This is a genomic window from uncultured Rhodospira sp. (genome assembly GCF_937138205.1).
Classification (GTDB): Bacteria; Pseudomonadota; Alphaproteobacteria; order Rhodospirillales; family Rhodospirillaceae; genus Rhodospira.
Genome location: NZ_CAKZOT010000057.1, coordinates 11,557 through 33,092 on the forward strand (window position 1 = coordinate 11,557; position 21,536 = coordinate 33,092).

A 21,536-nucleotide genomic window follows, 5' to 3' on the forward strand; every position below is an offset into this window, starting at 1 on the left:
TGGGAAGAGGCATCGTCAGCGTGCGCCGTCACGCCATGCCCCGGCGGCCGAGCAGGATGGTCGTGATCCGCTCCGAGACGCGCGCGGCCTCGGCCGGGTCGTCGTGGCCTGGGGTCAGCAGGTTCTGGCCGAACACATAGGCATAGAACAGGCGCGCCCGCGCCCGCGCCTCGCCCGCCGTCGCCCCGAGCGCCTCGAACAGGGGGGCGACGTGGGCCAGGCGCGCGCGGTCGACCTCGGCCACCGCCGCGGCGGCGGTCGCGTCGTGGCGCGCCCAGTCGCGCACCGCCATCTCGATGGCCACGCCGCGCGGATTCGGGTGGTCGAGGTAGCGCGCCAACAGCCGCCGCAGCACCGCCTCGGCGTCCTCGCCCGCCTCCGGCATCACATGGCGGGCGATCACCGCCACGCGGCCGTCGCGCCAGTGCCCGAGCATCGTCGCCAACAGCTCCGCCCGGTCCTTGAAATGCCAGTAGAACCCGCCCTTGGTCACGCGCAGGCGCCGCGCCAGCGGCTCGACGCGGACATGGTCGACGCCGCCCTCCGCCAGCATGGCGAACGCCGCCTCCAGCCACGCGTTGCGCTGTGTCTTCGCTTCCCGCAGGAGCCCGTCTCCCGACTCGCGCCGCGCCTTGACGGCCCGAGCGCCGTTCCATACGCTGGCGTATAATTCTTCCGCCGCAGCCGAGGACCCCAGCCGATGACCGAGCCCGCCCCGGCCCCCACCTTCTCGCCCGGATGCCCCAATTTTGTCCAGCGCATCCGCGACAGTTTCGCGCAACAGGCGTTCATGACCACGCTAGGGGTCAGTGTGGCCGACGTGGCGCCTGGGGCGGTCACGCTGGAGATGCCGTACCGGGCCGACCTGACCCAGCAGAACGGGTTCCTGCACGCCGGCGTCACTGCCGCCCTGGCCGACAGCGCCGCCGGGTATGCCGCCTATACCCTCATGCCGGCGGACAGCAACGTGCTCAGCATCGAGTTCAAGCACAACCTGCTGGCCCCGGCCGTGGGGGCGCGGTTTTACGCGCGGGGGCAGGTGCTGCGCGCCGGGCGGCAGATCGTGGTGGTGCAGTCCACCGTGACCGCCCAGGCGAACGACGGCGCCGAAAAAGCCGTCGCCCTGATGCAGGCGACCATGATGCGTGTGGGGGGAGAGGGGTAAGCCCCCACGAGCGAAGCGGGTGCCGCCTACATCGCCAGCGCCAACAGCGCGTCCAGGTCCAGGTTGGCCTCGACGTGGGCGGCGAGCTCGTCGAGGGTTTCCTCGACGCGGCGTTCGTAGTTCAGCCGCACCGCCTCGCCGCCCATGCGGGCCAGCCAGTGGGCGCGGAAGGCATCGCCGCCGAACAGCCCGTGCACATAGGCGCCCATGGCGCAGCCGTCGGCGGACACCGCGCCCTCGTCCCGCACCGGGCCGTTCGGCGTCTCGCTCAGCCGTAGCCACGGCCGTGCCAGTCCGGGGCCGGTGGTGCGGCCCATGTGCATCTCGTAACCGCTGACCGGGCAGCCGCTGACGGCGTCATGCATGGCCAGATCGATGAGGCGCTTGTCGCCGCCGATCTCGGTTTCGATGTCCAGCAGGCCGAGCCCCGGCGTTTCGCCCGCCGGTCCCTCCAGGCCTTGCGGATCCCGCACCACCCGCCCCAGCATCTGGAAGCCGGCGCACAGGCCCACCACCTGGCCGCCCTGCCTCGCGTGGGCCAGGATGTCGATGTCCCAGCCCTCGCGGCGCATCACGTCCAGATCGCTGCGCGTCGCCTTCGACCCGGGCAGGATCACCACGTCGGTGTCCTTTGGAATGGGCGAGCCCGGCTGCACCCAGGAGACGGACACCCCGGGCTCGGCGGCCAGCGGGTCGATGTCGTCGAAGTTGGCGATGCGCGACAGGCGCGGCACGGCGATGCGCAGATCGCCGGCGCCGGGCTCGGCCGGGCGTTCCAGCGCCAGCGAATCCTCGGCCGGCAGGCGCGATCCGTTCTCGAACCAGCGCACCACACCCAGAAAAGGCCAGCCTGTGCGCTCGGTGATGGTCTCGCAGGCGGGTTCGAAGATGGTGAAGTCGCCCCGGAACTTGTTGATCAGATACCCGCGCACGCGCGCATTGTCCTCCGGCCGCAGCAGGGCGTGGGTGCCGACCAACGCGCCCATGGTGCCGCCCCGGTCGATGTCGGACAGGAACACCACCGGCAGGTCGGCCATTTCGGCCAGCCGCATGTTGGTGATGTCGGAGTCGCGCAGGTACACCTCGGCGCCGGAGCCCGCGCCCTCGACGATGATCAGGTCGGCGTCGGCGCGCAGCTTTTCGAGACTCCCAAGCACGGCCGGCATCAGGGCATGGCGCATCTGGTGATAGACCCGGGCCGGGCAGTTGCCCAGCACCCGGCCGCGCAGCACCACCTGGGCGCCGATCTCGGTTTGCGGCTTCAGCAGCACCGGGTTCATGTCGATCGACGGCGCCACCTTACAGGCGCGCGCCTGAAGGGCCTGGGCGCGGCCGATCTCACCGTGCGGATACGTGCCGTCCGGGTTGGGCGGCGCGTCGCTGTCGACCGCCACGGCGGCGTTGTTGCTCATGTTCTGCGCCTTGAACGGGCGCACGGCCAGCCCGCGCCGCTGATACGCGCGGCACAGCCCGGCCACCAGCAGGCTCTTGCCCACGTCCGAACTGGTGCCCTGGATCATAAGCGCCTTGGCCCGCTTGGTCGCCCCGGGCGGCGGCTGCGGGATGGGCAGGTCGGCGGGAATCTCGGGAACCTTGGGAAGAGGGCGCGGCGTGGTCTCGGTCATGATGTCCGTGCGGTCGGCGGGAACGAGCGGCGGACCATGCCGGATCGGCGGGGACGGATCAATGGGGGGAGCGGCGGCGCGGTATGCACCAACCATCACTGCTGGCTATTGCCTTTGCGGAAAACAAACGAATGCCACGAAGGCTCGGCGATCCATCACCGACGCGGAATTGAACCGACGGATGAGGTCTTCGGCAGCATCAATATCCTGAAGAACACTCGCTTTGATGAAACGCTTGCTTGGATCATAATCAGCAGCATGGCGCTTCTGCTGAAAGTCGGCCAAATTTAAGGCGAAGTCTTGAATATCCGTTGGCAACAGGCGGATTGCAGGTTCTTTATGGATGTTTTTCGCCCGGCCGTGATCCAGCGCCCGGTAGGCTCTGGTCCATGCGGCGCCATGCTTCACGGCACCGGGACCGCCGACCAGAAGGTCGGCGGCGTTCCGAGCAAGACAATGAAACAAGGCATAGTAGATCGTGCTCACGGCCCGCCGTAAGAACACTTGTCTCGGGCTGCCCTTGCCCTGCGGAACAAGCTCGCGCGCGGCGGCAATGAAATCGTCCGGATTCATAGCCCCGCATCCTCTGTCCCCTCCTGATCGGGATCGGGGTCAAGCTGCGACACTTCCGACACCGCGACGTAGGAGACGACGGGAAACGCCTCTTCGTCGGCCTCCTCGGTCAACGCCGTCACAAGATGGCGCAGGAACGGGATGGTCACTGCCACAGGGGGGCGCCCCTTGGCATCATCGTAAATGACATTGACCAGCAGGATCGGATCCCCATCCTCGCCCGCCGCCCGCTCCACCTGGGTTTCAAGAACGTCGACGCCCTCAAGCCGTTCGGCGGCCACCGACCGGATCAATTTCTGAAGGGAGTCCATGTCCGGCACGAGCATTTCCTTTGGCAGCATGCAGGCGACAGGCACTGTAGTTCTCGGTGTAGCGAGACACAACGCTGTTTCGCGGTCGGGCATACCCCGGAGCCGCCCCGGAGTCGATTGCTTTTCCGCCGCGCGACACCAGCGGCGCATCAAATGGGACGACTGGGCAATGCCGACGCCGGTCCCGAAAGAAGAAAGGTCCGATTTTGGGAGGTATCAGTGCCGCGAAAACACCTTAGTCTGCCCATCGTCGGTGAACAGCAGGGTCTCGTAAGGCGTGTCGTAGCCCGGCACGTCCATGCCCGGCGAGCTGGGCGGCATCCCCGGCACGGCCAAGCCGGCGGCGTCGGGGGCCTCGTTGAGCAGGCGCCGCACGTCGGCGGCCGGCACATGGCCCTCGATGATGTAGCCATCGACGACCGCCGTGTGACAGGACGCGAGGTCGCCCGGCACGCCGGCCAGCGCCTTCACCTGGGGCATCCCCTCGGTGTCCTTCTCGACCACCGTGAACCCGTTGTCCCGCATGTGCTCTGCCCAGTTGCCACAACACCCGCAGGTGGGTGACTTGTGGACGGTCACGACAGGCTGATGGGACTCGGCCAGGACGATTCCGGGGCCGAGCAACAGGCCGGCGGCGAAGGCAACGGCGGTGATGCGCATGGACGAGTCTCCCTGACAGGACGACGGCCGCGCCGGCCACGGAGTCCGGCCGGCAGGGCCTCAAAATCAAACCGGAGCCGGAATAGACATCCCGGCTCCGGTCCTGTCAAGACGCGTTCGGGACCTTCACGCACCCTTGCGCGCGCCCCCGAATGATTCCTAGTACCGGTACGTATCCGGCTTGAACGGCCCCTGCGGGGTCACGCCGATATAGGCCGCCTGCTCCGGCGACAGCACCTCCAGGTCCACGTCGAGTTTTCGCAGATGCAGGGTGGCCACCTTCTCGTCGAGGTGCTTGGGCAGCACGTAGACCTGCCGCTCGTACTTGTCGGCGTGGTTCCACAGTTCGATCTGCGCCAGCACCTGGTTGGTGAAGGAGGCGCTCATGACGAAGCTGGGATGGCCGGTCGCACAGCCCAGGTTCACCAGCCGGCCCTCGGCCAGCAGGATGATGCGCTTGCCGTCGGGGAACTCGATCTCGTCGACCTGCGGCTTGATGTTGTCCCACTTGCAGTTGCGCAGAGCCTCGACCTGGATCTCGTTGTCGAAGTGACCGATGTTGCAGACGATGGCCCGGTCCTTCATCGCCCGCATGTGATCGATGGTGATGACGTCGATGTTGCCGGTCGCGGTCACGAAGATGTCGCCGCGCGGGGCGGCCTTGTCCATGGTGGTGACCTCGTAGCCCTCCATGGCCGCCTGCAGGGCGCAGATGGGGTCCGCCTCGGTGACGACGACGCGGCAGCCGGCGTTGCGCAGCGATTCGGCCGAGCCCTTGCCGACGTCGCCGAAGCCGGCCACGACCGCGATCTTGCCGGCCATCATGACGTCGGTGGCGCGGCGCACGCCGTCCACCAAGCTCTCGCGGCAGCCGTACTTGTTGTCGAACTTGGACTTGGTGACGCTGTCGTTGACGTTGATGGCGGGGGCCAGCAGCGTGCCCTTCTTGGCCATCTCATAGAGACGGTGCACACCGGTGGTGGTCTCTTCCGAGATGCCCTTCACGTCTTTCATCAGATCGGCGTACTTCTCGTGCATGACCAGCGTCAGGTCGCCGCCGTCATCCAGGATCATGTTCGGGCGCCAGTCGTCGGGGCCGAAGATGGTCTGGTCGATGGCCCACCAGAACTCCTCTTCGTTCATGCCCTTCCAGGCGAACACGGGGATGCCGGCGGCGGCGATGGCGGCGGCGGCGTGGTCCTGGGTGGAGAAGATGTTGCACGAGGACCAGCGCACCTCGGCGCCGAGCGCGGTCAGGGTCTCGATCAGCACCGCCGTCTGGATGGTCATGTGCAGACAGCCGGCGATGCGGGCCCCCTTCAGCGGCTTGGACGGGCCGTATTCCTCGCGCGTGGCCATCAGGCCGGGCATCTCGGTCTCGGCGATATTGATTTCCTTGCGGCCCCAGGCGGCCAGTTCGAGGTCCTTGACCTTGTAGTCGGTGAACGTCATCGGGGTCTCCGGTTACGGGATGAGGAGGACAGAACGGCACGCCGGACCGCAGCCCGGGCCGGTTGGATCGGAATATAAAGATATCTTTATATGGTTATCAAGGACGGATTTTGCGGGCATGACCCATCCCGGCCAGACGTCTAGACTGTGCCGGCCCGCCCGCGCCGTCTCTCCACCCCGTTGCCCCGCAGAGTGGCCCATGACCGACCCGCAGCCCGCCCCAGCGCCCGACGCCACGACACCCATGATGGCCCAGTACCTGGAGATCAAGGCGGCGCACGCGGATTGCCTGCTGTTCTACCGCATGGGCGATTTCTACGAGCTGTTCTTTGACGATGCCGTCGACGCCGCCGAGATCCTCAACATCGCCCTGACCAAGCGCGGCAAGCACCAGGGCGACGACATCCCCATGTGCGGCGTGCCGGTGCACTCGCACGAGGCCTACCTGTCCAAGCTGATCCGCACCGGCCGCAAGGTCGCCATCTGCGAACAGATGGAGGACCCGGCCGAGGCCAAGAAACGCGGCGCCAAATCGGTGGTAAAGCGCGACGTGATCCGCGTCGTCACCCCCGGCACCATCACCGAGGACGGCCTGCTGGACCCGCGCGGGCACAACTATCTGGCCTGCGTGGCCGAGGCCGGCGGCGGGCTGGCCCTGGCCTGGGTGGAGATCTCGACCGGGGCCTTCGCCGTGCGCCCGGTGGACGCCCGCCGGCTGGGCGCCGCCCTGGCGGAACTGACCCCCGGCGAGATCCTTGTCCCCGACCGCCTGCTGGAACGCCCCGACCTGTACGAGGTGTGGGGCGAGTGGAAGCGCGCCCTGTCGCCGCTGCCGGCGGCGCGGTTCACCTCCCAGGGCGGCGAGCGACGCCTGAAGGAGGTGTTCTCAGTGGCGGCGCTGGACGCCTTCGGCGCTTTCGGCCGGCCTGAATTGGCGGCGGCCGGGGCGTTGGTGGACTACGTCGAAGCGACGCAAAAGGGTCGGCTGCCGCGCCTGGACCCGCCACGCCACGTCGGGGACGGCGCCCATCTGGAGATCGACGCCGCCACCCGGCGCAACCTGGAACTGACCCGCACCCTGGCCGGCGAGCGCCGGGGCTCGCTGCTCTCCGTGATCGACCGAACCGTGACCGGGGCCGGGGCGCGGCTGTTGGAACGCTGGTTGGCCGCCCCCCTGACCGATCCGGCGGCCATCGGGGCGCGGCTGGACGCGGTGGCGGCGCTGGTGGACGCGCCGGGGCCGCGCGAGGCCCTGCGCGAGCGCCTGCGCCGGGTGCCGGACGTGGAACGGGCGCTGTCCCGCCTGACCCTGGGCCGGGGCGGGCCGCGTGATCTGGCCATGCTGCGGGATGCCCTTGCCGAGGCGCCCGGCCTGCGCGGCGGTCTCGACGAGGGCCTGCGCGGGCTGGTGCCGGACCTGCTGGCCCAGCACACCCGCGATCTGGGCGACCACGCCACACTGGTGGACCGGCTGGCGCGGGCGCTGGACGTGGACCCGCCGCTGCTGGCGCGGGACGGTGGTTTCATCGCCCCCGGCTATCACGCCGGTCTGGACGAGGTGCGCGCGCTCCGCGACGAAAGCCGGCGCCACATTGCCGCCCTTCAGGCGCGCCTGTGCGAGGAGACCGGCATCGCCGCCCTGAAGATCAAGCACAACAACGTCATCGGCTATTTCGTCGAGGTGCCCTCGCGCCACGCCGACCGGCTGATGGCGCCGGACTCGGGCTACATCCACCGACAGACCATGGCCAACGCGGCGCGCTTCACCACGGTTGAGCTGTCGGACCTGGAGAACAAACTGCGCGGCGCCGGCGACAAGGCCTTGGCGCTGGAACAGGAGTTGTTCGCCGACCTGGTGGCCGAGGTGGTGGCCCGCGCCGATCCCATCGCCCTGGCCGGGCGGGCACTGGCGGCGCTGGACGCGCTGGCCGGGCTGGCGGAGCTGGCCGAGGCGCGGCGGTACGTGCGTCCGCAGGTGGACGACTCACTCTCGTTCGCCGTGCTGGGCGGCCGTCACCCGGTGGTCGAGGCCGCCCTTGAGGCCGAGCAGTCGGGCGGCTTCGTCGGCAACGCCTGCGACCTGGGGGAGGGCGCGCGGCTGTGGCTGGTGACCGGCCCCAACATGGCCGGCAAGTCCACCTTCCTGCGCCAGAACGCGCTGATCGTCCTCCTGGCGCAGATGGGCGCGTTCGTGCCGGCGGAGGCGGCGCACGTGGGCGTGGTGGACCGCCTGTTCAGCCGCGTGGGGGCCGCCGACGATCTGGCGCGCGGGCGTTCGACGTTCATGGTGGAAATGGTCGAGACGGCGGCCATCCTCAATCAGGCCACCGCGCGGTCGCTGGTGATCCTGGACGAGATCGGACGCGGCACGGCGACCTATGACGGCCTGGCCATCGCCTGGGCGACGCTGGAACACCTGCACGACGTCAATCGGTGCCGGGCGCTGTTCGCCACGCACTATCACGAACTGACGGCGCTGGCCGGGCGGCTCGACGGGCTGTCGTGCCACACCATGCGGGTGCGCGAGTGGAACGACGGCATCGTCTTCCTGCACGAGGTGGCGCCGGGCGTGGCCGACCGCTCCTACGGCATCCATGTGGCCCGGCTGGCCGGGCTGCCGGGGCCGGTGCTGGACCGGGCGGATGACGTGCTGAAACGCCTGGAACGCGGCACCGAGGGCACGCCCAGCCCGGCCCGCCTGATCGAGGACCTGCCGCTGTTCGCCGCCGCCACACAGCGGCCGGCGCCGCCGCCGTCCCCCGCCGGCCCGTCGCCCCTTGAGACCGCCTTGGCCGACATCAATCCGGACGACCTCACCCCACGCGAGGCGCTGGAGGCGTTGTATCGGTTGAAAGGGGTGGCGGAGCTCAGGAGTCCCCACATTGTTGACTAACGATATTTAGGCCCCATCTCTGCGGAGCACACAATATGCTGGGTTTGGTTTGAGAGGGGTCACGATGCATGGCACGGACAGCCGCGTTGAACGCAAGCTGGACGACATTCGGGCGTTTATTGACGAGGTGCATAGCGGGACGATTCACGCCAAACGGGTGAACTCTCTGGCGGGGGCGACGCTGGGCGTCATGGAGGGCGCCTCGCTGGCCGTGGGCGTGATCGGACAGTCCCTGGCGCAAGCCCGGGGTCGAGTCACGAAACACGCGATCAAGCCGGTGGACCGGCTGCTGTCCAATGATGGCATCGACGTCTGGGACAGCTTTGCGCGCCGGGTGCCCCAGCGGGTCGGCGAGCGCAAGAGCATCCGGGTGGCGATGGACTGGACGGACTATGACGCCGACAACCAGTCGCAGCAGGGCATCCTCGTTGGGGAAGACGCGCACCTTGCGGGTGCGGCGCTTGATCTCCTGCTGGATGGCACGTTCGATCGGATTGGCGGTGCGCATCCGGCGCCGATGCGCTTGCGGATGGCCAGGGTGGGGGCGTGATGGATGGCGTTCTGGGCCAGATGGAACTGGCAGCGCTGCCATGTGGCACCGCCGAGGACCGCCTTGCGGGCGGCGCGCAGGCCGGGGTGGTCGTCGCTGACGACGACCGTCACCCCGCGCAGCCCCCGGCTGACAAGGTCGTTGAGGAAGTCGCGCCAATGGACCTCGGCCTCGGACAGGGCGCAGGAGACGCCCAGCACGCGGCGGCGCCCGTTCGGGGTGATGCTCACGGCGGACAGGATGGCGGCATCACGGACCACGCCGTTGTCCCGGACCTTTTCATAGCGGGCGTCGAGGAACAGGTAGGTGACCGGTTCGAGTTGCCGCCTCCGCCAGGCATCGAGCTCATCGTCCAGCAGGGCGGCGGCGCGGCTGACCTGGGTCGAGGACAGGCTGTCCAGCCCGAACTCCTTCATGACCTTGGCGGCGTCGCGGGTGGAGACCCCCTGCACGTACATCTGGGCAATGGCCAGCATGACGGCGCGTGAACTGCGCCGGCCGCGCTCCAGGGACTGGGGATAGAAGGGCTCTTCGTGCCCGCGCGTCTTGGGGACCTGGACGGTCAGCGTCCCGGCCGGCGTGTCGACCGCCTTGGGCTTGTCGCCGTTGGCATAGCCCTGGCGGTCGTCTTTGCGTTCGTACCGGCCGGCGCCGATGTGCTGATCGCGCTCGGTCCGCATGGCCAGTTCGAACAGGGCGGTGAACACCCTGGCCATGCCGTCCGGTCCGGTTTTGATCAGCGGTTCCAAGAGCGTGTCCATGATGGTAACAGGGCGTTCGCGCATTCCGGTCTCCTTTTGGTCGAGGAAACACCGGAATGTGGGGCGTCCACGCGCGAGGCAACCCCTCGCGGGTGGGCTGACCCGGCCGCCGCCCGGCCGATTTTACAGACCTCAAGTTACACTGCCCAGGAGGGCCGCCCTCTTACCCTGGAGGGTCTTTCCCTCAACACCCTGAGAAACCAAAGAAAAAGGGGAGGGGTCTGGCGGAGCCTCCGCAGCGGGCATGAGGGGCGCGTGGGGGCTCGGACCCCGAAGGGTCGAGACGTTTCAGGCGGCACAGTGCGCCAAAGTGCGGTCCGGCAGGACCGGACACGTCCTATCCCGTGGCTTGCCATGGCTGTGGAGCCACAGCCGTCTGATGGACGCGACCCGGACCCCAGGCGTCACAGCGCGACAGGATCCTCGCAAATCCAAGAGTCCGTCTTGAATTTTCAAGGACACCAATCCGACAGACTATCATTGCAATCCGAAAGCCTGCTTTTTAATATGCGAGGATGATCACGCGCCGAGCCTTCCAGACCGTCCAGCAGGCCCTGACCCGACAGGCCGCCGTCGCCCTGATCGGGCCACGTCAGGTCGGCAAGACCACCCTGGCCCAGGACATCGCCGACGGAACCGATGCCCTCTATCTCGATCTGGAATCGCGAGCGGACCGGGACAAACTCGCCGACCCGGCCTTGTTCCTCTCGGCCTACGAGGACCGGCTCGTCATCCTCGACGAGATCCACCGCGTGCCGGAGGTGTTCCAGGAGCTGCGGGGCCTGATCGACAAGGGCCGGCGGACGGGCAACCGCACCGGACGGTTTCTCATCCTCGGATCGGCCTCCATGGACCTGCTGCGGCAGTCCGGGGAGAGCCTCGCGGGGCGGATCGAGTACGTCGCGTTGAACCCGTTCGATGTGTTGGAGGCAGCCCCCGATGGCGACGCCCTGCGCAGGCTGTGGGTGCGGGGCGGTTTTCCGGACAGCTTTCTTGCCACCAGCGATGGCGACAGCTTGGCGTTTCGGCAGGACTTCATCCGCACATACCTTGAACGCGACGTGCCGCAGTTCGGCCGCCGCATCCCGGCCGAGACCCTTGAGCGGCTCTGGACCATGCTGGCCCATAACCAAGGGGGCCTGCTCAACGCGTCGCGACTGGCCTCGGGGTTGTCGATCACCGCGCCCACGGTGACCAGCTATATCGACCTGCTGGCGGACCTCCTTCTGGTTCGCCGTTTGACACCCTTCCACGCCAACGTCGGCAAGCGCCTCACCAAATCACCCAAGGTCTATGTCCGGGACAGCGGCTTGGTCCACGCCCTGCTTGGCCTGGAGGACTACAACGATATCGCCGGGCATCCGGTTGTGGGGCCGAGTTGGGAAGGCTTCGTCATCGAAACCCTGTTGGCGGTCGCCCCGCCCCGAACCCGGGCCAGCTTCTACCGCACCGCCGCCGGCGCCGAAATCGACCTGCTGCTGGAGATGCCCGGCAAGGGTGGCCTGTGGGCCATGGAGATCAAGCACGGGCTCTCGGCCAAGCCCACCAAGGGCTTCCACAATGCCCGGGATGACCTGAACCCGGCCCGCGCGTTCGTGGTCACGGCCGGCGAAGAGAGCTACCCGATTGCGGACGATGTGGAGGCCATCGGATTGAGAGCCATGGCGGAATTGATCGCGGGGGGATGAGGGCATCCCGGGTGATCCGGTTTCAATCCGCGCCCCCGCGCGGGGGGCGACAAGGCGATTTCCAGCAGATCAGCGACAGCGGCGAGTTTCAATCCGCGCCCCCGCGCGGGGGGCGACGGGATCACGGTGAAACTCGGCGTGCGTTCCTTGTGTTTCAATCCGCGCCCCCGCGCGGGGGGCGACGTCGGCTGGAGGCGCGAACGGGTCATCGAAAGGGATGTTTCAATCCGCGCCCCCGCGCGGGGGGCGACGCGGACAGCCCAGGGTTCGCGGCCAGGACAGCGGGTTTCAATCCGCGCCCCCGCGCGGGGGGCGACCTGCCCCGGTTGCTACGCTGATCTCGACTACGATGTTTCAATCCGCGCCCCCGCGCGGGGGGCGACACGGATGTCGGCGATTTCGTGGTCAAACCAACTGTTTCAATCCGCGCCCCCGCGCGGGGGGCGACCACAACCCACGCGCACATAGCCCATGAGGGTGTCGTTTCAATCCGCGCCCCCGCGCGGGGGGCGACTAGCCTTCCCGCGCAGGTCGGCCAGCTTTGCTTCGTTTCAATCCGCGCCCCCGCGCGGGGGGCGACATCGACAGGCCCAGGCGGATCGCGTCCAGGAATATATGTTTCAATCCGCGCCCCCGCGCGGGGGGCGACCCGCGACTATGGGAACGTCGATAGTCTCTCCATACGTTTCAATCCGCGCCCCCGCGCGGGGGGCGACGTCGGTGATCTGCTCGGTGCGGCTCTTGGTCGGCTGTTTCAATCCGCGCCCCCGCGCGGGGGGCGACCGGCTTCGGCCGGGGCGCCACGAACCGAGAGGGAGTTTCAATCCGCGCCCCCGCGCGGGGGGCGACGAAGGTGACGCGGACCTTGAGGGCAGGCTGAAGGTTTCAATCCGCGCCCCCGCGCGGGGGGCGACTCATGGCCCGGTCGACAGTCATGGCGGTCGAGGAGTTTCAATCCGCGCCCCCGCGCGGGGGGCGACGGCCATGCAAGGCATAATGCTCGGCGGCGCTCTCGTTTCAATCCGCGCCCCCGCGCGGGGGGCGACCCGATGGCTGGCGTAGACACCTTGGCTTGCGCCGAGTTTCAATCCGCGCCCCCGCGCGGGGGGCGACCAGCGTCAGTTACGGCCTCGGTAGCAAATCCAACGTTTCAATCCGCGCCCCCGCGCGGGGGGCGACACACCGTGTCGTTGGCCGCCTGCCAGTCGCACAGGTTTCAATCCGCGCCCCCGCGCGGGGGGCGACGTGGAACTGGTTCACCCCGCGTGGCGTGCCGATGTTTCAATCCGCGCCCCCGCGCGGGGGGCGACCTTGGTCAGGCCCAGTTCGCGCGCGATGGGCTTGTTTCAATCCGCGCCCCCGCGCGGGGGGCGACGTGATCTGGCGCCGGTCCATGTTGCTGATCATCGCGTTTCAATCCGCGCCCCCGCGCGGGGGGCGACGGCCCGACCCGATGGCCTGGGCATCACCAGCCAGTTTCAATCCGCGCCCCCGCGCGGGGGGCGACGCCCTTGCCGTCCTGGCCGGTGTCTTCGGCGGCCTGTTTCAATCCGCGCCCCCGCGCGGGGGGCGACCCGCCGGGAGTAGATGACGCCCGCGCGCGTGCGGGAGTTTCAATCCGCGCCCCCGCGCGGGGGGCGACTGGGGCACCGCCCGAGCCATCGGCCCCGGCACGCTGTTTCAATCCGCGCCCCCGCGCGGGGGGCGACGCGTCCCCGCGCTGCTGGCGGGCGATGGTGGACTGTTTCAATCCGCGCCCCCGCGCGGGGGGCGACCTGGCCCGACCCGATGGCCTGGGCATCACCAGCCAGTTTCAATCCGCGCCCCCGCGCGGGGGGCGACCCAGGTCCTCGTACAGCGAGTGCGCGGCGGTATAGTTTCAATCCGCGCCCCCGCGCGGGGGGCGACACAAATCGTCTTTCCCCCACCGGTGGGGAGCGCGTTTCAATCCGCGCCCCCGCGCGGGGGGCGACTCCGTCTCTGTAACCCGTTGCCGCAGATAAGAAAAGCGCATATCCGACGCCAACCCGCTCTTGTGTCGTGGCGACGGACCATCCGCACGGGTCCTCATCCTTCACACTGTCAAAGATCACAACGACTTGGCGTTGGCGCGAACCTCCCGGGGTTCCGACGTCCGCTTGGGGTCCGCGCGCCCTCAAACGGATCGGCCACCAGCGGCGTCACAGAAGGAGGGGACCATCAAGGTCAAGCGGTCGGCGTCCGCCAATATGCTCGATCTTGCGTTTCCCGTCCGCCCCCAGGAAATAGACCCGCAGGCTGTCCCGCTCGGTATCCATTTCGTCGATGAGCCGTTGGCGCAGGGCGACCCATGCCGCCGGGGTGATCTCGCACTCGAACACCGAAAACTGCACCCGCTGGCCGTGATCCTGACACGCCCTGGCAATGCGCCGCAAACGGCGGCGGCCGGCCGGATCCGTCGTTTCCACGTCGTAGCTTACCACCACCAGCATTCCGGTCCCTTTCCGCGCGTGGGTTCAATCAATCACCTCAGCGCCACAGGCAGGGCGGATAGCCATCCAGGTCGCCGCGCAGGTGGCGTTTGAACAACAGCGCCTGGAGATGCCAAAACAGGCCGATGGGAACCACTTCGTCCAGGTAAGGGTGACGCCGCTCGTCGCGTTTCCGCTCCTGCCAGGCCTCGATCACGGTGCGCCGGGTGGCGTCGGTCATGGTGACGGCGCCGCCCTCCTCGGTTCGGAAGCCCTCCTTGCGAACCTGGCCACGGTTGACCAGGGTCAGTGCCAGGCGGTCGGCGAGGACCGTGCGAAATTCCTCCATCATGTCCAGCGCGAGACCGGGGCGACCGGGCCGGTCGCGGTGCAGGTATCCGACCTGAGAATCCAGTCCCGTGGCCTCCAACGCCGCGCGGATGTCATGGGCAAGCAGCGTGTACAGGAACGACAGCAGAGCGTTCACGGGATCCAGCGGTGGACGCCGGGTGCGCCCAGTGAAGGACAGCCCCTGATCGCCGCCGCCAAGCAGGGCGGGAAAGGCCGCCCAGTAGGTCCGCGCGGCCTCGCCTTCCAGGCCACGGAGCGCGTCAACCGTGGTTTCGCGCGGCAACCGCCCCAACAGCCCGTCCAGGCGCTCTACGGCCTCTGTCAGGTGTGGCGCGTTCGCCTTGCCGGAGGCCTCCCGCGCGGCGCGCCGCATCACGAGCCGGGCGTTGGCGATCTTGCCGGTCAGGAAGGCGCGGGCCAGATCGGCCGAGGCCACGGGATCGTCGGCCTTGCGGTATTGGGTCCGACGCACGAGCACACTGCCGGAGGTGGCGCCCTCCAGCCGGGCCAGGAAGCGGCCGGACGCGGTCAGGTGGGTCAGGGCCACGCCGTTCTCGGCGCAGTGCGCCAGGGCGTGGGGGCTGTGGGACACGCGCCCCAGGCAGACCACGCTTTCCAGGCCGGCGATGGGAATGCGGGTCGGCGGCCGGTCATCAATCCTGACCGCCAGGCTTTCCCCCTCTTTCGCGACGTAGGCCCCCTCGGTGGCAATGAACAAAGTGTTCAGAAGGCGCTTCATGGGTCGGCGTCCTCCTTGGGGTCTGGGTCCGCCAGCCGCCGCGCCACCCAGGCGGCCACCGCCCCGCCGCCGCCGCGCGTCGGCCGGCGAACGGCGTCGGGACGGCAGATCGGCAGCAGGGAACAGGCCTTGCATGGCGCCACGTCGGGCGGTGGCGGGGTGACGCCGGTTTCGAACAGAGCGTGGACAGCGGCGGCGACTTCAATGGTGCGCCGACGCAAGGTGTCGTCGAACATCACGTCGGTGCGCCGCCGCCGCTCGCCGTAGAACAGGGCGCCGGCGGGCACGGGGCGGCCAAGTATCTCCTCCAGGCAGAGCGCCTGTGCGCACAGTTGCACCCGATCCTCGTCGCCGCGCTTGGGTCGGCCCCGCTTGTGCTCCACCGGAAACGGAACCGCCGGCCCGCCGGACGGCGCCGGGTGGAACTCCACGACGTCAGCCCGGCCAACGAGCCCGAGGGCAAACGAACGCAAGGGCACGCCGGTGGCGCGGCGAACACCGTCGCGGGCCGCCACGCCGGCCTTGTCCACGCGCTCATGCGCGGCGCGCCCCTCGGCGGTCAGGGCGCTCTCGACCCAGGCCTGCTCCAGGTGGATCAGCGCGCACTGGCGCGGACACACCACGAAGTGTTGCAGGGCCGAGAGCGGGACCAGGGCATCCTCGGCGTACACCGGCCGGGCCTCGGCTACACCAACTCCAGCACCTCGATCCCGGCGGGCAGGTCGGCGCGGTCGAGGGTGACGGTGAAATCGGTGAAAGCCCTTGGGGTCTCCTTCGGGTCGTTCTGCTCGACCGTGATCCGCTCGAACAGCTTGTGGGCCGGGGCGTTGCCCAGCCTGCCGTCATGCCGGAAGACAATCAGCCGGCGGGTGGCCATCAAGCCCCGGGCGGCGGAGCGGTCGAAGTCGAACATGGTGCCCAGGGCCTCCCACAGCAGCGACAGGTCGCCGTCGGAAAAGCCGGTCCCGTTCGCGCCGTCGGCCAGATGCGGCGAGACGAAGCCGTGCGCCCGGTACAGGCCATAGGCGACGGTGGCCTTGCCGCCCATTTCGGTGCGGCCACCCTCGGCCGCGCGGGCCTCGGTCTCGCGGGCGACACGGGTGATGGTGTGATCGACCGGCAGCACCCGGTTTTCCGAGCGGGCGAAGGTCATCTGCACGGGTCCGCGCACCTGGCCGGCGTTGAACTTCTTGGTCGACATCACGGCGCCGAAAGCGCGCACGTCGAAGAAGTTCTCGCACATGAAGCGACGGGCGGTTTCCTCGGAGGCCTTCTCGCCTTCCTTCAGCCCCTTGTAGGCGTCGGCCCGCTGGATCTGGAGCACCGAGCCCTCGCGAACGTAGATGGCGTTGGGCGGTGCGTCCTCATGCTTGATGCCGACGTAGTTGCGCACCTTGCGCTTCAGGGCCACGTCGGTGACCAGGCCGTGGCCGGTCTCGGGATCAACGCGCGGCAGGTTGCCGGCGTCCGGGTCGCCGTTGGGGTTGCCGTCCTTGACGTCAAACAGCAGCACGAAGTCATGGCGGTTCTGGATGGGGGTGGTCATGGCTCAGGCCTCCGTCTCTTCGGTGTCGTCGTGGGGGTCGGAAAGGGCGTCCTCGGGCAGGGCGTCTTTCGCTGGCCAGAGCGCTGCCCTTTGGTGGTGATAGCCGAGGATGTAGCGCCCCTGGTCTTCAAGCGTCAGGGTGGCTGGGAAGCCGTCGTTCGCCGGTATTTTGTCGAGAATGGAGTCGAACTCCTTTTCCCGCTTCCGAACAAACCCCGGCTTGCTATGGCGCAGTTTCTTGAGATGCGCGTCGCGCAGCTTCATGAGGTCCCTGACCACGGAACGCGGCGCGGTCATGACGGCTGAGAAGTACCGGTCCCGAATCGTGGCGTTGATGGACGCATCGGACCCCCTTGCCCTGACAGACTGGTATTGCACGTCCTCCAGCACAGCGAACAGGCGACCCAGCAGGTAGCCGGGGTTGGTGTTTTCGGGATCGAGGCTCACGGTGATCTCCTTTGCGGGCATGTCGGACAGGCGGGTGCGGCGGTTGAGGGATGCCTTGATGAGCGCGGCCCGCACGCGCGTGACGGACTGGCGGCGCTCCCCAGAGCGCGGGTCACGTTTTCCCTGCTCCGCGCGGCAACGCTCGACAACGCGTGCCAGCAGGGTTGCCGGATAGGGCGTTCCCTTGAGGATCGCGGTCATCATTTCGGCGGCGAGGGCCGGGCGCAGTCTTTTCGGACGAAGATTATCAATGTCATTGTCCTTAGATGCGGCAGCGAGCAACCGCCGCAGGCCCGGGGTTTCGGACGGACCGTCGAAGCCGTCGACGGTCAGGTCCTCGAAGTGTTGGGCGAACCGCTCCAGCAGGTCGCCCACCGTACCCTCGTGCCACAGCCGCACGGCCAGCCGCGCCGCGTTGGGGGCCAGGGCGAGCACGTAATACGGCGTCGGGTCGTCGAAGGCCGGCGGGCGACCGCCGCGCCGGGCGCTGGTCAGGGCGGCGCGAACCGCGCTGCCGTCGGCTTCCGTCTGGACCGCCGGGGGCCAGAACACCATGGGGATGTCGGCTTCCAGAGGTGTTGTCTCGGCGGCCCAGAAGACAAACGTGACCTCGCCCTCGACATGATGGTGGGTGTGGTTGTCTCGGCGGAGGAGTTGCTCCAAAGCCTTGACATAGGCGTCGGCAGTATGTCGTCCGACAGGGGCATTCAGCCCTTGCGTCCAGCCATGCGACGTAAACGCATCTTCTTTGAACGAAACAAGTCGAACTCCCATGGACTGGGCTGTCCCCATTCCATAAATAGCAGGGTGTAGCCTAGCCAAGAACTCGCGGTGCCCCGTGACCAAGCATCGAACTTCGGTGTCGCTCTCGCCCTCTGCTTCGGCCAGGGCGGCGATGGCCTCGCGCACGGCGGGGCGCTCGCACACCAATCGGGCCTCGCCGGCGAGCTTGAAGGAGACGTTGGCGTTGGCCGCCGTGACCTCCGCCCACCGTGGGTTGGCGGTGAGATCTGAAAAGTCGCCCGCCTCCAGGAAGGCGCGCACGGCGTCGAGGCCGTCGTCGTCACCCACCGTCTCGGCCAGCGCGCGCAGGCGCTCCAGGAACGCGGCGTGACGCACCGGCACCTTGGCGGCCTGCTTGGCCTTAGCGCCGTCGCGCGGGATGCCGAAGACGTACTCGGGATTGTCCCAAAGAGCATTCGGAACGATTTGATCAGACGTTCGAGACACTCTGAAGGGGACCACAAATGGGGCGCCCCGCTTGCCGTCGCCGGTGGCGATCAAGGTCCGGTAGCGGCCATCCGGGTGAAGCTCGACGATCCAACGGATCTCGGCTTGTTGGAAGCCGAATGGCTGTATGGCACCTTTGGCGCCCTCGGCCAGCAGACGGTCGTAATAGGCGGTCAGGGCTTGCAGGATCATCGCATCACCTCCGGCGCGTCGGGGCGCGGCACGGTCATGCGGCCGTTCTCCAGTTTCGCCTCGAAGAACAGGGGCGTGGGCGTCGGCCCCGCGTGGTCGATGTCGAGCAGCATCCAGCCCAGATCCCGGGTCTCGGGGATGGGCGCGGGCGTGGCCTCGTCCACCGGCTCGAAGTCGGCGGCGAACTCGCGCGTGCCCAGATAGGGGCGGTGGAAGCACTGCCCGGCGGCGGCGCGGCGGCGGAACATCTCGTGGTACTTCTGAAGGCTGTCCCCGGCGCCGGCCCGGGGCGTCAGGTCGATGCGGGCGTGGATCACGTAATCCACGTTCTTCAGCAGGATCGCCGCGCGCTGTTGTCGGTCGGCCACCGTATCGATACCCAGTGCCGCCGTGCCGCCGCCCATGACCTTGCGGACGTTGGCCAGCGAGGCGCGGTGCCCCACCTCGTTGCGGCGCACGGTCTCGCGGGCGATGGGGGCCAGCACGTCGATACCCTCGACGATCCAGCGCATCTGCGGCTTCCAAAGGATGGCCTCCAGGACGCCCCGCGCCGCCGACGGCGTGATGACGTCGTAGCTGACCCGCTCGGTCTTCATCTCCGGGCGTGAAAAGCAGGCGTTCCGCCCACGGACCCTGAGACTGAGAGGGGCCGAATGTCCTGATTCGTTCGGCATGTTGCCTCCTTCACGTGCGTGCCTAATGGATGAGTGCCGCGTCACCCTCGAACCGCAGGCCGACCTCGGCGTCGTAGAAATCCGCGCGTTCCAGCACGATCAGGCCCTCCACCTCGGCCAAAGCACCGGCGTCCGAAAGGGCTTGATGCGCCTGACGGGTGACCGGCACGGTGAAGCGTTGTAGCCGACGCAGCAGGTCGCGCGACGGCCCGTCGCGGCGCAGGGTCTCGATCAGGTCCCTGCCGTCTCCGAAGGGCACGAGGACGGGAGTCTGACCGTCCTCGATCATCCGGAAGGCCTCGGCGGCGGATCGGAATTGGAACGCCAGGGGGTCGCCCTCGCGTCGCTGTTTGCCCATCCGCAGAAGCTTGCAGATGCCCGGATCGTCCAGGGCCTCCCCCTTGGCGAAGTACAAGTCCTGGAAAAAGCACTGGAACGCCTCGGGATTCAGGGCCGCGGAACCTTGCTCGCGCAGGATCGGCTCCGCCGCCGCCGCCGCCTGTCCGAGATGCCCCTTCGGGGGTCGCGTTTCGGGCCTGAAAACGACGAAGCGGCCGAGCCCGTCCAGCTTCCCTTCCCGATTGCAGCGCCCGGCCGCCTGGGCGAGGCTGTCGAGCCCGGCCATGGCCCGGAACACCGCCGGGAAATCGAGGTTGACCCCGGCCTCGATCAGGGAGGTGCTGACCACATGGATCGGCTTGCCGTCCTTCAGGCGCTGACACACGGCGTCGAGCAGCCCCGCGCGATGGGCCGCGCACTGCCAAGTGGACAGGTGGATCGTTCCGGCCGGCAGCCGCTCATGCAAGGCACGCGCATCGGCACGGGTGTTGACGATGGCCAGCGCTTGGCGTTCCTCCGCGATCTCCGCCGCCAGATCGTCCCACGACGTAACGTTCGGGCGCACCTCCATCCGCACCCGTTCCAGCACCGCGAACAGGCGCGGCGGGTCGGGGGCGATCTCGGTCGGCGTCGGCAGATCCGGGAACACCGCGCCCAGCGCCGGCTGGGTGGCCGTGCAAAGCACCACCGTGGCGCCAAAATGGCGCAACTGGTCGATCATCATGGTGATCGGCTTCAACAGGTGCGCCGGCAGCGCCTGCGCTTCGTCCAGGACGACCACGGAGCCGGCGATGTTGTGCAGCTTGCGGACCCGCGAGGTGCGGCTGGCGCACAGGGACTCGAACAACTGGACAGTGGTGGTGACAACCACGGGCGCGTCCCAGTTCTCCGACGCCAGTCGCGCCCGGGGCGAGACGTCGTCCGGGTCCAGGTTGCTGTGGTGCTCCAACACACCGTCCAGATTGCCGAAGGCCTTGCGGAAATCGTTAGCCGTCTGATCGATGATGCTGGTAAAGGGCGCGGCATGGATCACCCGCCGCAGACCGTTCGCAAGGGCGTGGTCGAGGGCGAAGGTCAGGCCGGACAGGGTCTTGCCGCCGCCGGTCGGCACGGTGAGTGAGAACAGCCCCGGCGGATCAGTGGCCCGGGCGCGGCAGGCGGCCAGCACCTCGGCTCGCACGGCGTTGACCCGTCCGCTCGCGCCATCGAACCCTGACATATAAGCGTCCAGGCGCGCCTTGAGGGCGGTCAGCTCCGGCCAACCGGCGCGCGCACCGGCCCGCGCATCATCAAAGAATTCTTCGGTGTCCAGGAAGTCGGCATCGAACAGGGCCGATGCCAGCATCCGGATCCAAAGCGCGGCATCGACGTCCGCAGGCGTCGAGAGAGACGCCGTCTGGTTCAGAATATCGCCAGGTGGCGCGGCGGCGCGCATCGCCTCCAGATGGCGGCGATCCGACAGGCGTTCATCGAGCCCGCGCCGGCCGCCGGCCGCGTTCCAGTCGGCCAGGCCGGCATGGTGACCGGCGATGACGTAGGCCAACAGGCGCCCGACATACGGACCGAGCTGTTCCATCTCCACCGCCCACTGCGCGCCGGCGGTGGAATGATCGACTCGACGCCGCCCGGACGGTGCGCTCTGGCCCTCCAGATGCGCGTGCGTGTCGGCGGCCCGGATCATCGCTTGAAAGTCGGCGGCATACTTGCCCAGGTCGTGCCACAGCCCCGCCAAGCGCGCCATATCCCCGGCGCCGAACGCGGCGGCGAAAGCGGCGGCCCGGTCTGCCGTACCCTTGAGGTGATCGGTCAGGCCGTGGGTGGCCCTGTCCGAGGCGCGCAGGTGCGCGATGGGTGATGACGTCTTGTTCACGATCAACCTCTCTCTTCAGC

General features: G+C 68.4%; 16 protein-coding genes, 3 pseudogenes and 1 CRISPR repeat array. Of the genes and pseudogenes, 4 read left to right on the top strand and 15 right to left on the bottom strand.

Going from position 1 to position 21,536, the window contains the following annotated elements; translation table 11 throughout:
* Positions 1-28 precede the first annotated feature (28 nt).
* Complete coding sequence (locus tag Q0309_RS07430; RefSeq protein WP_299439073.1) at positions 29-781, bottom strand: TetR/AcrR family transcriptional regulator; 753 nt, start codon at positions 779-781, stop codon at positions 29-31.
* Between Q0309_RS07430 and Q0309_RS07435 the strand changes: the two genes are divergently transcribed.
* On the top strand, positions 701-1,165 hold the full coding sequence (locus Q0309_RS07435; protein ID WP_299439075.1) for a PaaI family thioesterase: 465 nt from the start codon (positions 701-703) through the stop codon (positions 1,163-1,165). The genes Q0309_RS07430 and Q0309_RS07435 overlap by 81 nt on opposite strands.
* A 26-nt stretch (positions 1,166-1,191) precedes the next feature.
* Here Q0309_RS07435 and Q0309_RS07440 read toward each other — a convergent pair whose 3' ends face one another.
* From Q0309_RS07440 to ahcY, 5 genes are all read right to left on the bottom strand, one after another.
* Positions 1,192-2,685: a cobyric acid synthase gene (locus tag Q0309_RS07440; RefSeq protein WP_299439239.1), complete on the bottom strand. Its 1,494-nt coding sequence runs from the start codon at positions 2,683-2,685 to the stop codon at positions 1,192-1,194.
* A 210-nt stretch (positions 2,686-2,895) separates the two neighbouring features.
* Positions 2,896-3,363, bottom strand: coding sequence for a hypothetical protein (locus tag Q0309_RS07445; protein ID WP_299439077.1), 468 nt, complete (start codon positions 3,361-3,363; stop codon positions 2,896-2,898).
* Entirely contained in the window at positions 3,360-3,683 is a 324-nt protein-coding gene (locus tag Q0309_RS07450; RefSeq protein WP_299439079.1) for a hypothetical protein, read from the bottom strand. Before Q0309_RS07450 ends, Q0309_RS07445 begins: the two co-directional genes overlap by 4 nt.
* A gap of 207 nt (positions 3,684-3,890) precedes the next feature.
* Entirely contained in the window at positions 3,891-4,334 is a 444-nt protein-coding gene (locus Q0309_RS07455) for a DUF411 domain-containing protein (protein WP_299439081.1), read from the bottom strand.
* 159 nt (positions 4,335-4,493) lie between these two features.
* Positions 4,494-5,786, bottom strand: coding sequence for an adenosylhomocysteinase (ahcY, locus tag Q0309_RS07460; RefSeq protein ID WP_299439084.1), 1,293 nt, complete (start codon positions 5,784-5,786; stop codon positions 4,494-4,496).
* Positions 5,787-5,985: 199 nt separating this feature from the next.
* On the opposite strand from ahcY, the gene mutS reads away from it, so the two are divergent.
* Positions 5,986-8,679, top strand: a complete 2,694-nt coding sequence (mutS, locus tag Q0309_RS07465) for a DNA mismatch repair protein MutS (RefSeq protein ID WP_299439086.1) — start codon at positions 5,986-5,988, stop codon at positions 8,677-8,679.
* 142 nt (positions 8,680-8,821) lie between these two features.
* Positions 8,822-9,091: pseudogene (locus Q0309_RS07470) on the top strand (IS4 family transposase); the annotation flags it as partial.
* A 36-nt stretch (positions 9,092-9,127) separates the two neighbouring features.
* Here the strand turns inward: Q0309_RS07470 and Q0309_RS18605 are convergent.
* A pseudogene (locus Q0309_RS18605) lies at positions 9,128-9,271 on the bottom strand (hypothetical protein); the annotation flags it as partial.
* 5 nt (positions 9,272-9,276) lie between these two features.
* Positions 9,277-10,014 (bottom strand): annotated as a pseudogene (locus Q0309_RS07475) (transposase); the annotation flags it as partial.
* Between the two features lie 491 nt (positions 10,015-10,505).
* Between Q0309_RS07475 and Q0309_RS07480 the strand changes: the two are divergent.
* Positions 10,506-11,678 carry an ATP-binding protein gene (locus tag Q0309_RS07480; protein ID WP_299439088.1) on the top strand — a complete coding sequence of 391 codons (1,173 nt, stop codon included), beginning with the start codon at positions 10,506-10,508 and terminating at the stop codon, positions 11,676-11,678.
* A gap of 19 nt (positions 11,679-11,697) precedes the next feature.
* Positions 11,698-13,651: a CRISPR direct-repeat array (repeat unit 32 nt; unit sequence GTTTCAATCCGCGCCCCCGCGCGGGGGGCGAC).
* A 207-nt stretch (positions 13,652-13,858) separates the two neighbouring features.
* Here Q0309_RS07480 and cas2 read toward each other — a convergent pair.
* Genes cas2 through Q0309_RS07515 form a run of 7 tightly spaced genes read right to left on the bottom strand, consistent with a single transcriptional unit; the run spans position 13,859 to position 21,516 of the window.
* Positions 13,859-14,149 carry a CRISPR-associated endonuclease Cas2 gene (cas2, locus tag Q0309_RS07485; RefSeq protein WP_299439090.1) on the bottom strand — a complete coding sequence of 97 codons (291 nt, stop codon included), beginning with the start codon at positions 14,147-14,149 and terminating at the stop codon, positions 13,859-13,861.
* A 37-nt stretch (positions 14,150-14,186) separates the two neighbouring features.
* Complete coding sequence (gene cas1c, locus Q0309_RS07490; protein WP_299439092.1) at positions 14,187-15,218, bottom strand: type I-C CRISPR-associated endonuclease Cas1c; 1,032 nt, start codon at positions 15,216-15,218, stop codon at positions 14,187-14,189.
* The gene (cas4, locus tag Q0309_RS07495) at positions 15,215-15,889 is read right to left on the bottom strand and encodes a CRISPR-associated protein Cas4 (RefSeq protein ID WP_299439094.1); all 675 of its coding nucleotides are present in this window, start codon (positions 15,887-15,889) and stop codon (positions 15,215-15,217) included. The genes cas1c and cas4 overlap by 4 nt, the downstream gene beginning before the upstream one ends.
* A 14-nt stretch (positions 15,890-15,903) precedes the next feature.
* Entirely contained in the window at positions 15,904-16,764 is an 861-nt protein-coding gene (gene cas7c / locus Q0309_RS07500; protein WP_299439096.1) for a type I-C CRISPR-associated protein Cas7/Csd2, read from the bottom strand.
* Positions 16,765-16,767: 3 nt separating this feature from the next.
* A complete protein-coding gene (gene cas8c / locus Q0309_RS07505; RefSeq protein ID WP_299439098.1) occupies positions 16,768-18,633 on the bottom strand; it encodes a type I-C CRISPR-associated protein Cas8c/Csd1 in 1,866 nt (621 codons plus the stop codon).
* Positions 18,630-19,307 (bottom strand): type I-C CRISPR-associated protein Cas5c, encoded by a 678-nt coding sequence (gene cas5c / locus Q0309_RS07510; protein WP_299439100.1) that lies wholly within the window; start codon positions 19,305-19,307, stop codon positions 18,630-18,632. The genes cas8c and cas5c overlap by 4 nt, the downstream gene beginning before the upstream one ends.
* 22 nt (positions 19,308-19,329) lie before the next feature.
* On the bottom strand, positions 19,330-21,516 hold the full coding sequence (locus Q0309_RS07515) for a CRISPR-associated endonuclease Cas3'' (RefSeq protein ID WP_299439102.1): 2,187 nt from the start codon (positions 21,514-21,516) through the stop codon (positions 19,330-19,332).
* Positions 21,517-21,536 lie beyond the last annotated feature (20 nt).

Coding starts and splice junctions, on each gene's coding strand:
- Q0309_RS07435 (WP_299439075.1), top strand. CDS start 701: ATGACCGAGCCCGCCCCGGCCCCCACCTTCTCGCCCGGATGCCCCAAT.
- Q0309_RS07440 (WP_299439239.1), bottom strand. CDS start 2,685: ATGATCCAGGGCACCAGTTCGGACGTGGGCAAGAGCCTGCTGGTGGCC.
- Q0309_RS07445 (WP_299439077.1), bottom strand. CDS start 3,363: ATGAATCCGGACGATTTCATTGCCGCCGCGCGCGAGCTTGTTCCGCAG.
- Q0309_RS07455 (WP_299439081.1), bottom strand. CDS start 4,334: ATGCGCATCACCGCCGTTGCCTTCGCCGCCGGCCTGTTGCTCGGCCCC.
- ahcY (WP_299439084.1), bottom strand. CDS start 5,786: ATGACGTTCACCGACTACAAGGTCAAGGACCTCGAACTGGCCGCCTGG.
- mutS (WP_299439086.1), top strand. CDS start 5,986: ATGACCGACCCGCAGCCCGCCCCAGCGCCCGACGCCACGACACCCATG.
- Q0309_RS07480 (WP_299439088.1), top strand. CDS start 10,506: ATGATCACGCGCCGAGCCTTCCAGACCGTCCAGCAGGCCCTGACCCGA.
- cas2 (WP_299439090.1), bottom strand. CDS start 14,149: ATGCTGGTGGTGGTAAGCTACGACGTGGAAACGACGGATCCGGCCGGC.
- cas1c (WP_299439092.1), bottom strand. CDS start 15,218: ATGAAGCGCCTTCTGAACACTTTGTTCATTGCCACCGAGGGGGCCTAC.
- cas7c (WP_299439096.1), bottom strand. CDS start 16,764: ATGACCACCCCCATCCAGAACCGCCATGACTTCGTGCTGCTGTTTGAC.
- cas8c (WP_299439098.1), bottom strand. CDS start 18,633: ATGATCCTGCAAGCCCTGACCGCCTATTACGACCGTCTGCTGGCCGAG.
- cas5c (WP_299439100.1), bottom strand. CDS start 19,307: ATGCCGAACGAATCAGGACATTCGGCCCCTCTCAGTCTCAGGGTCCGT.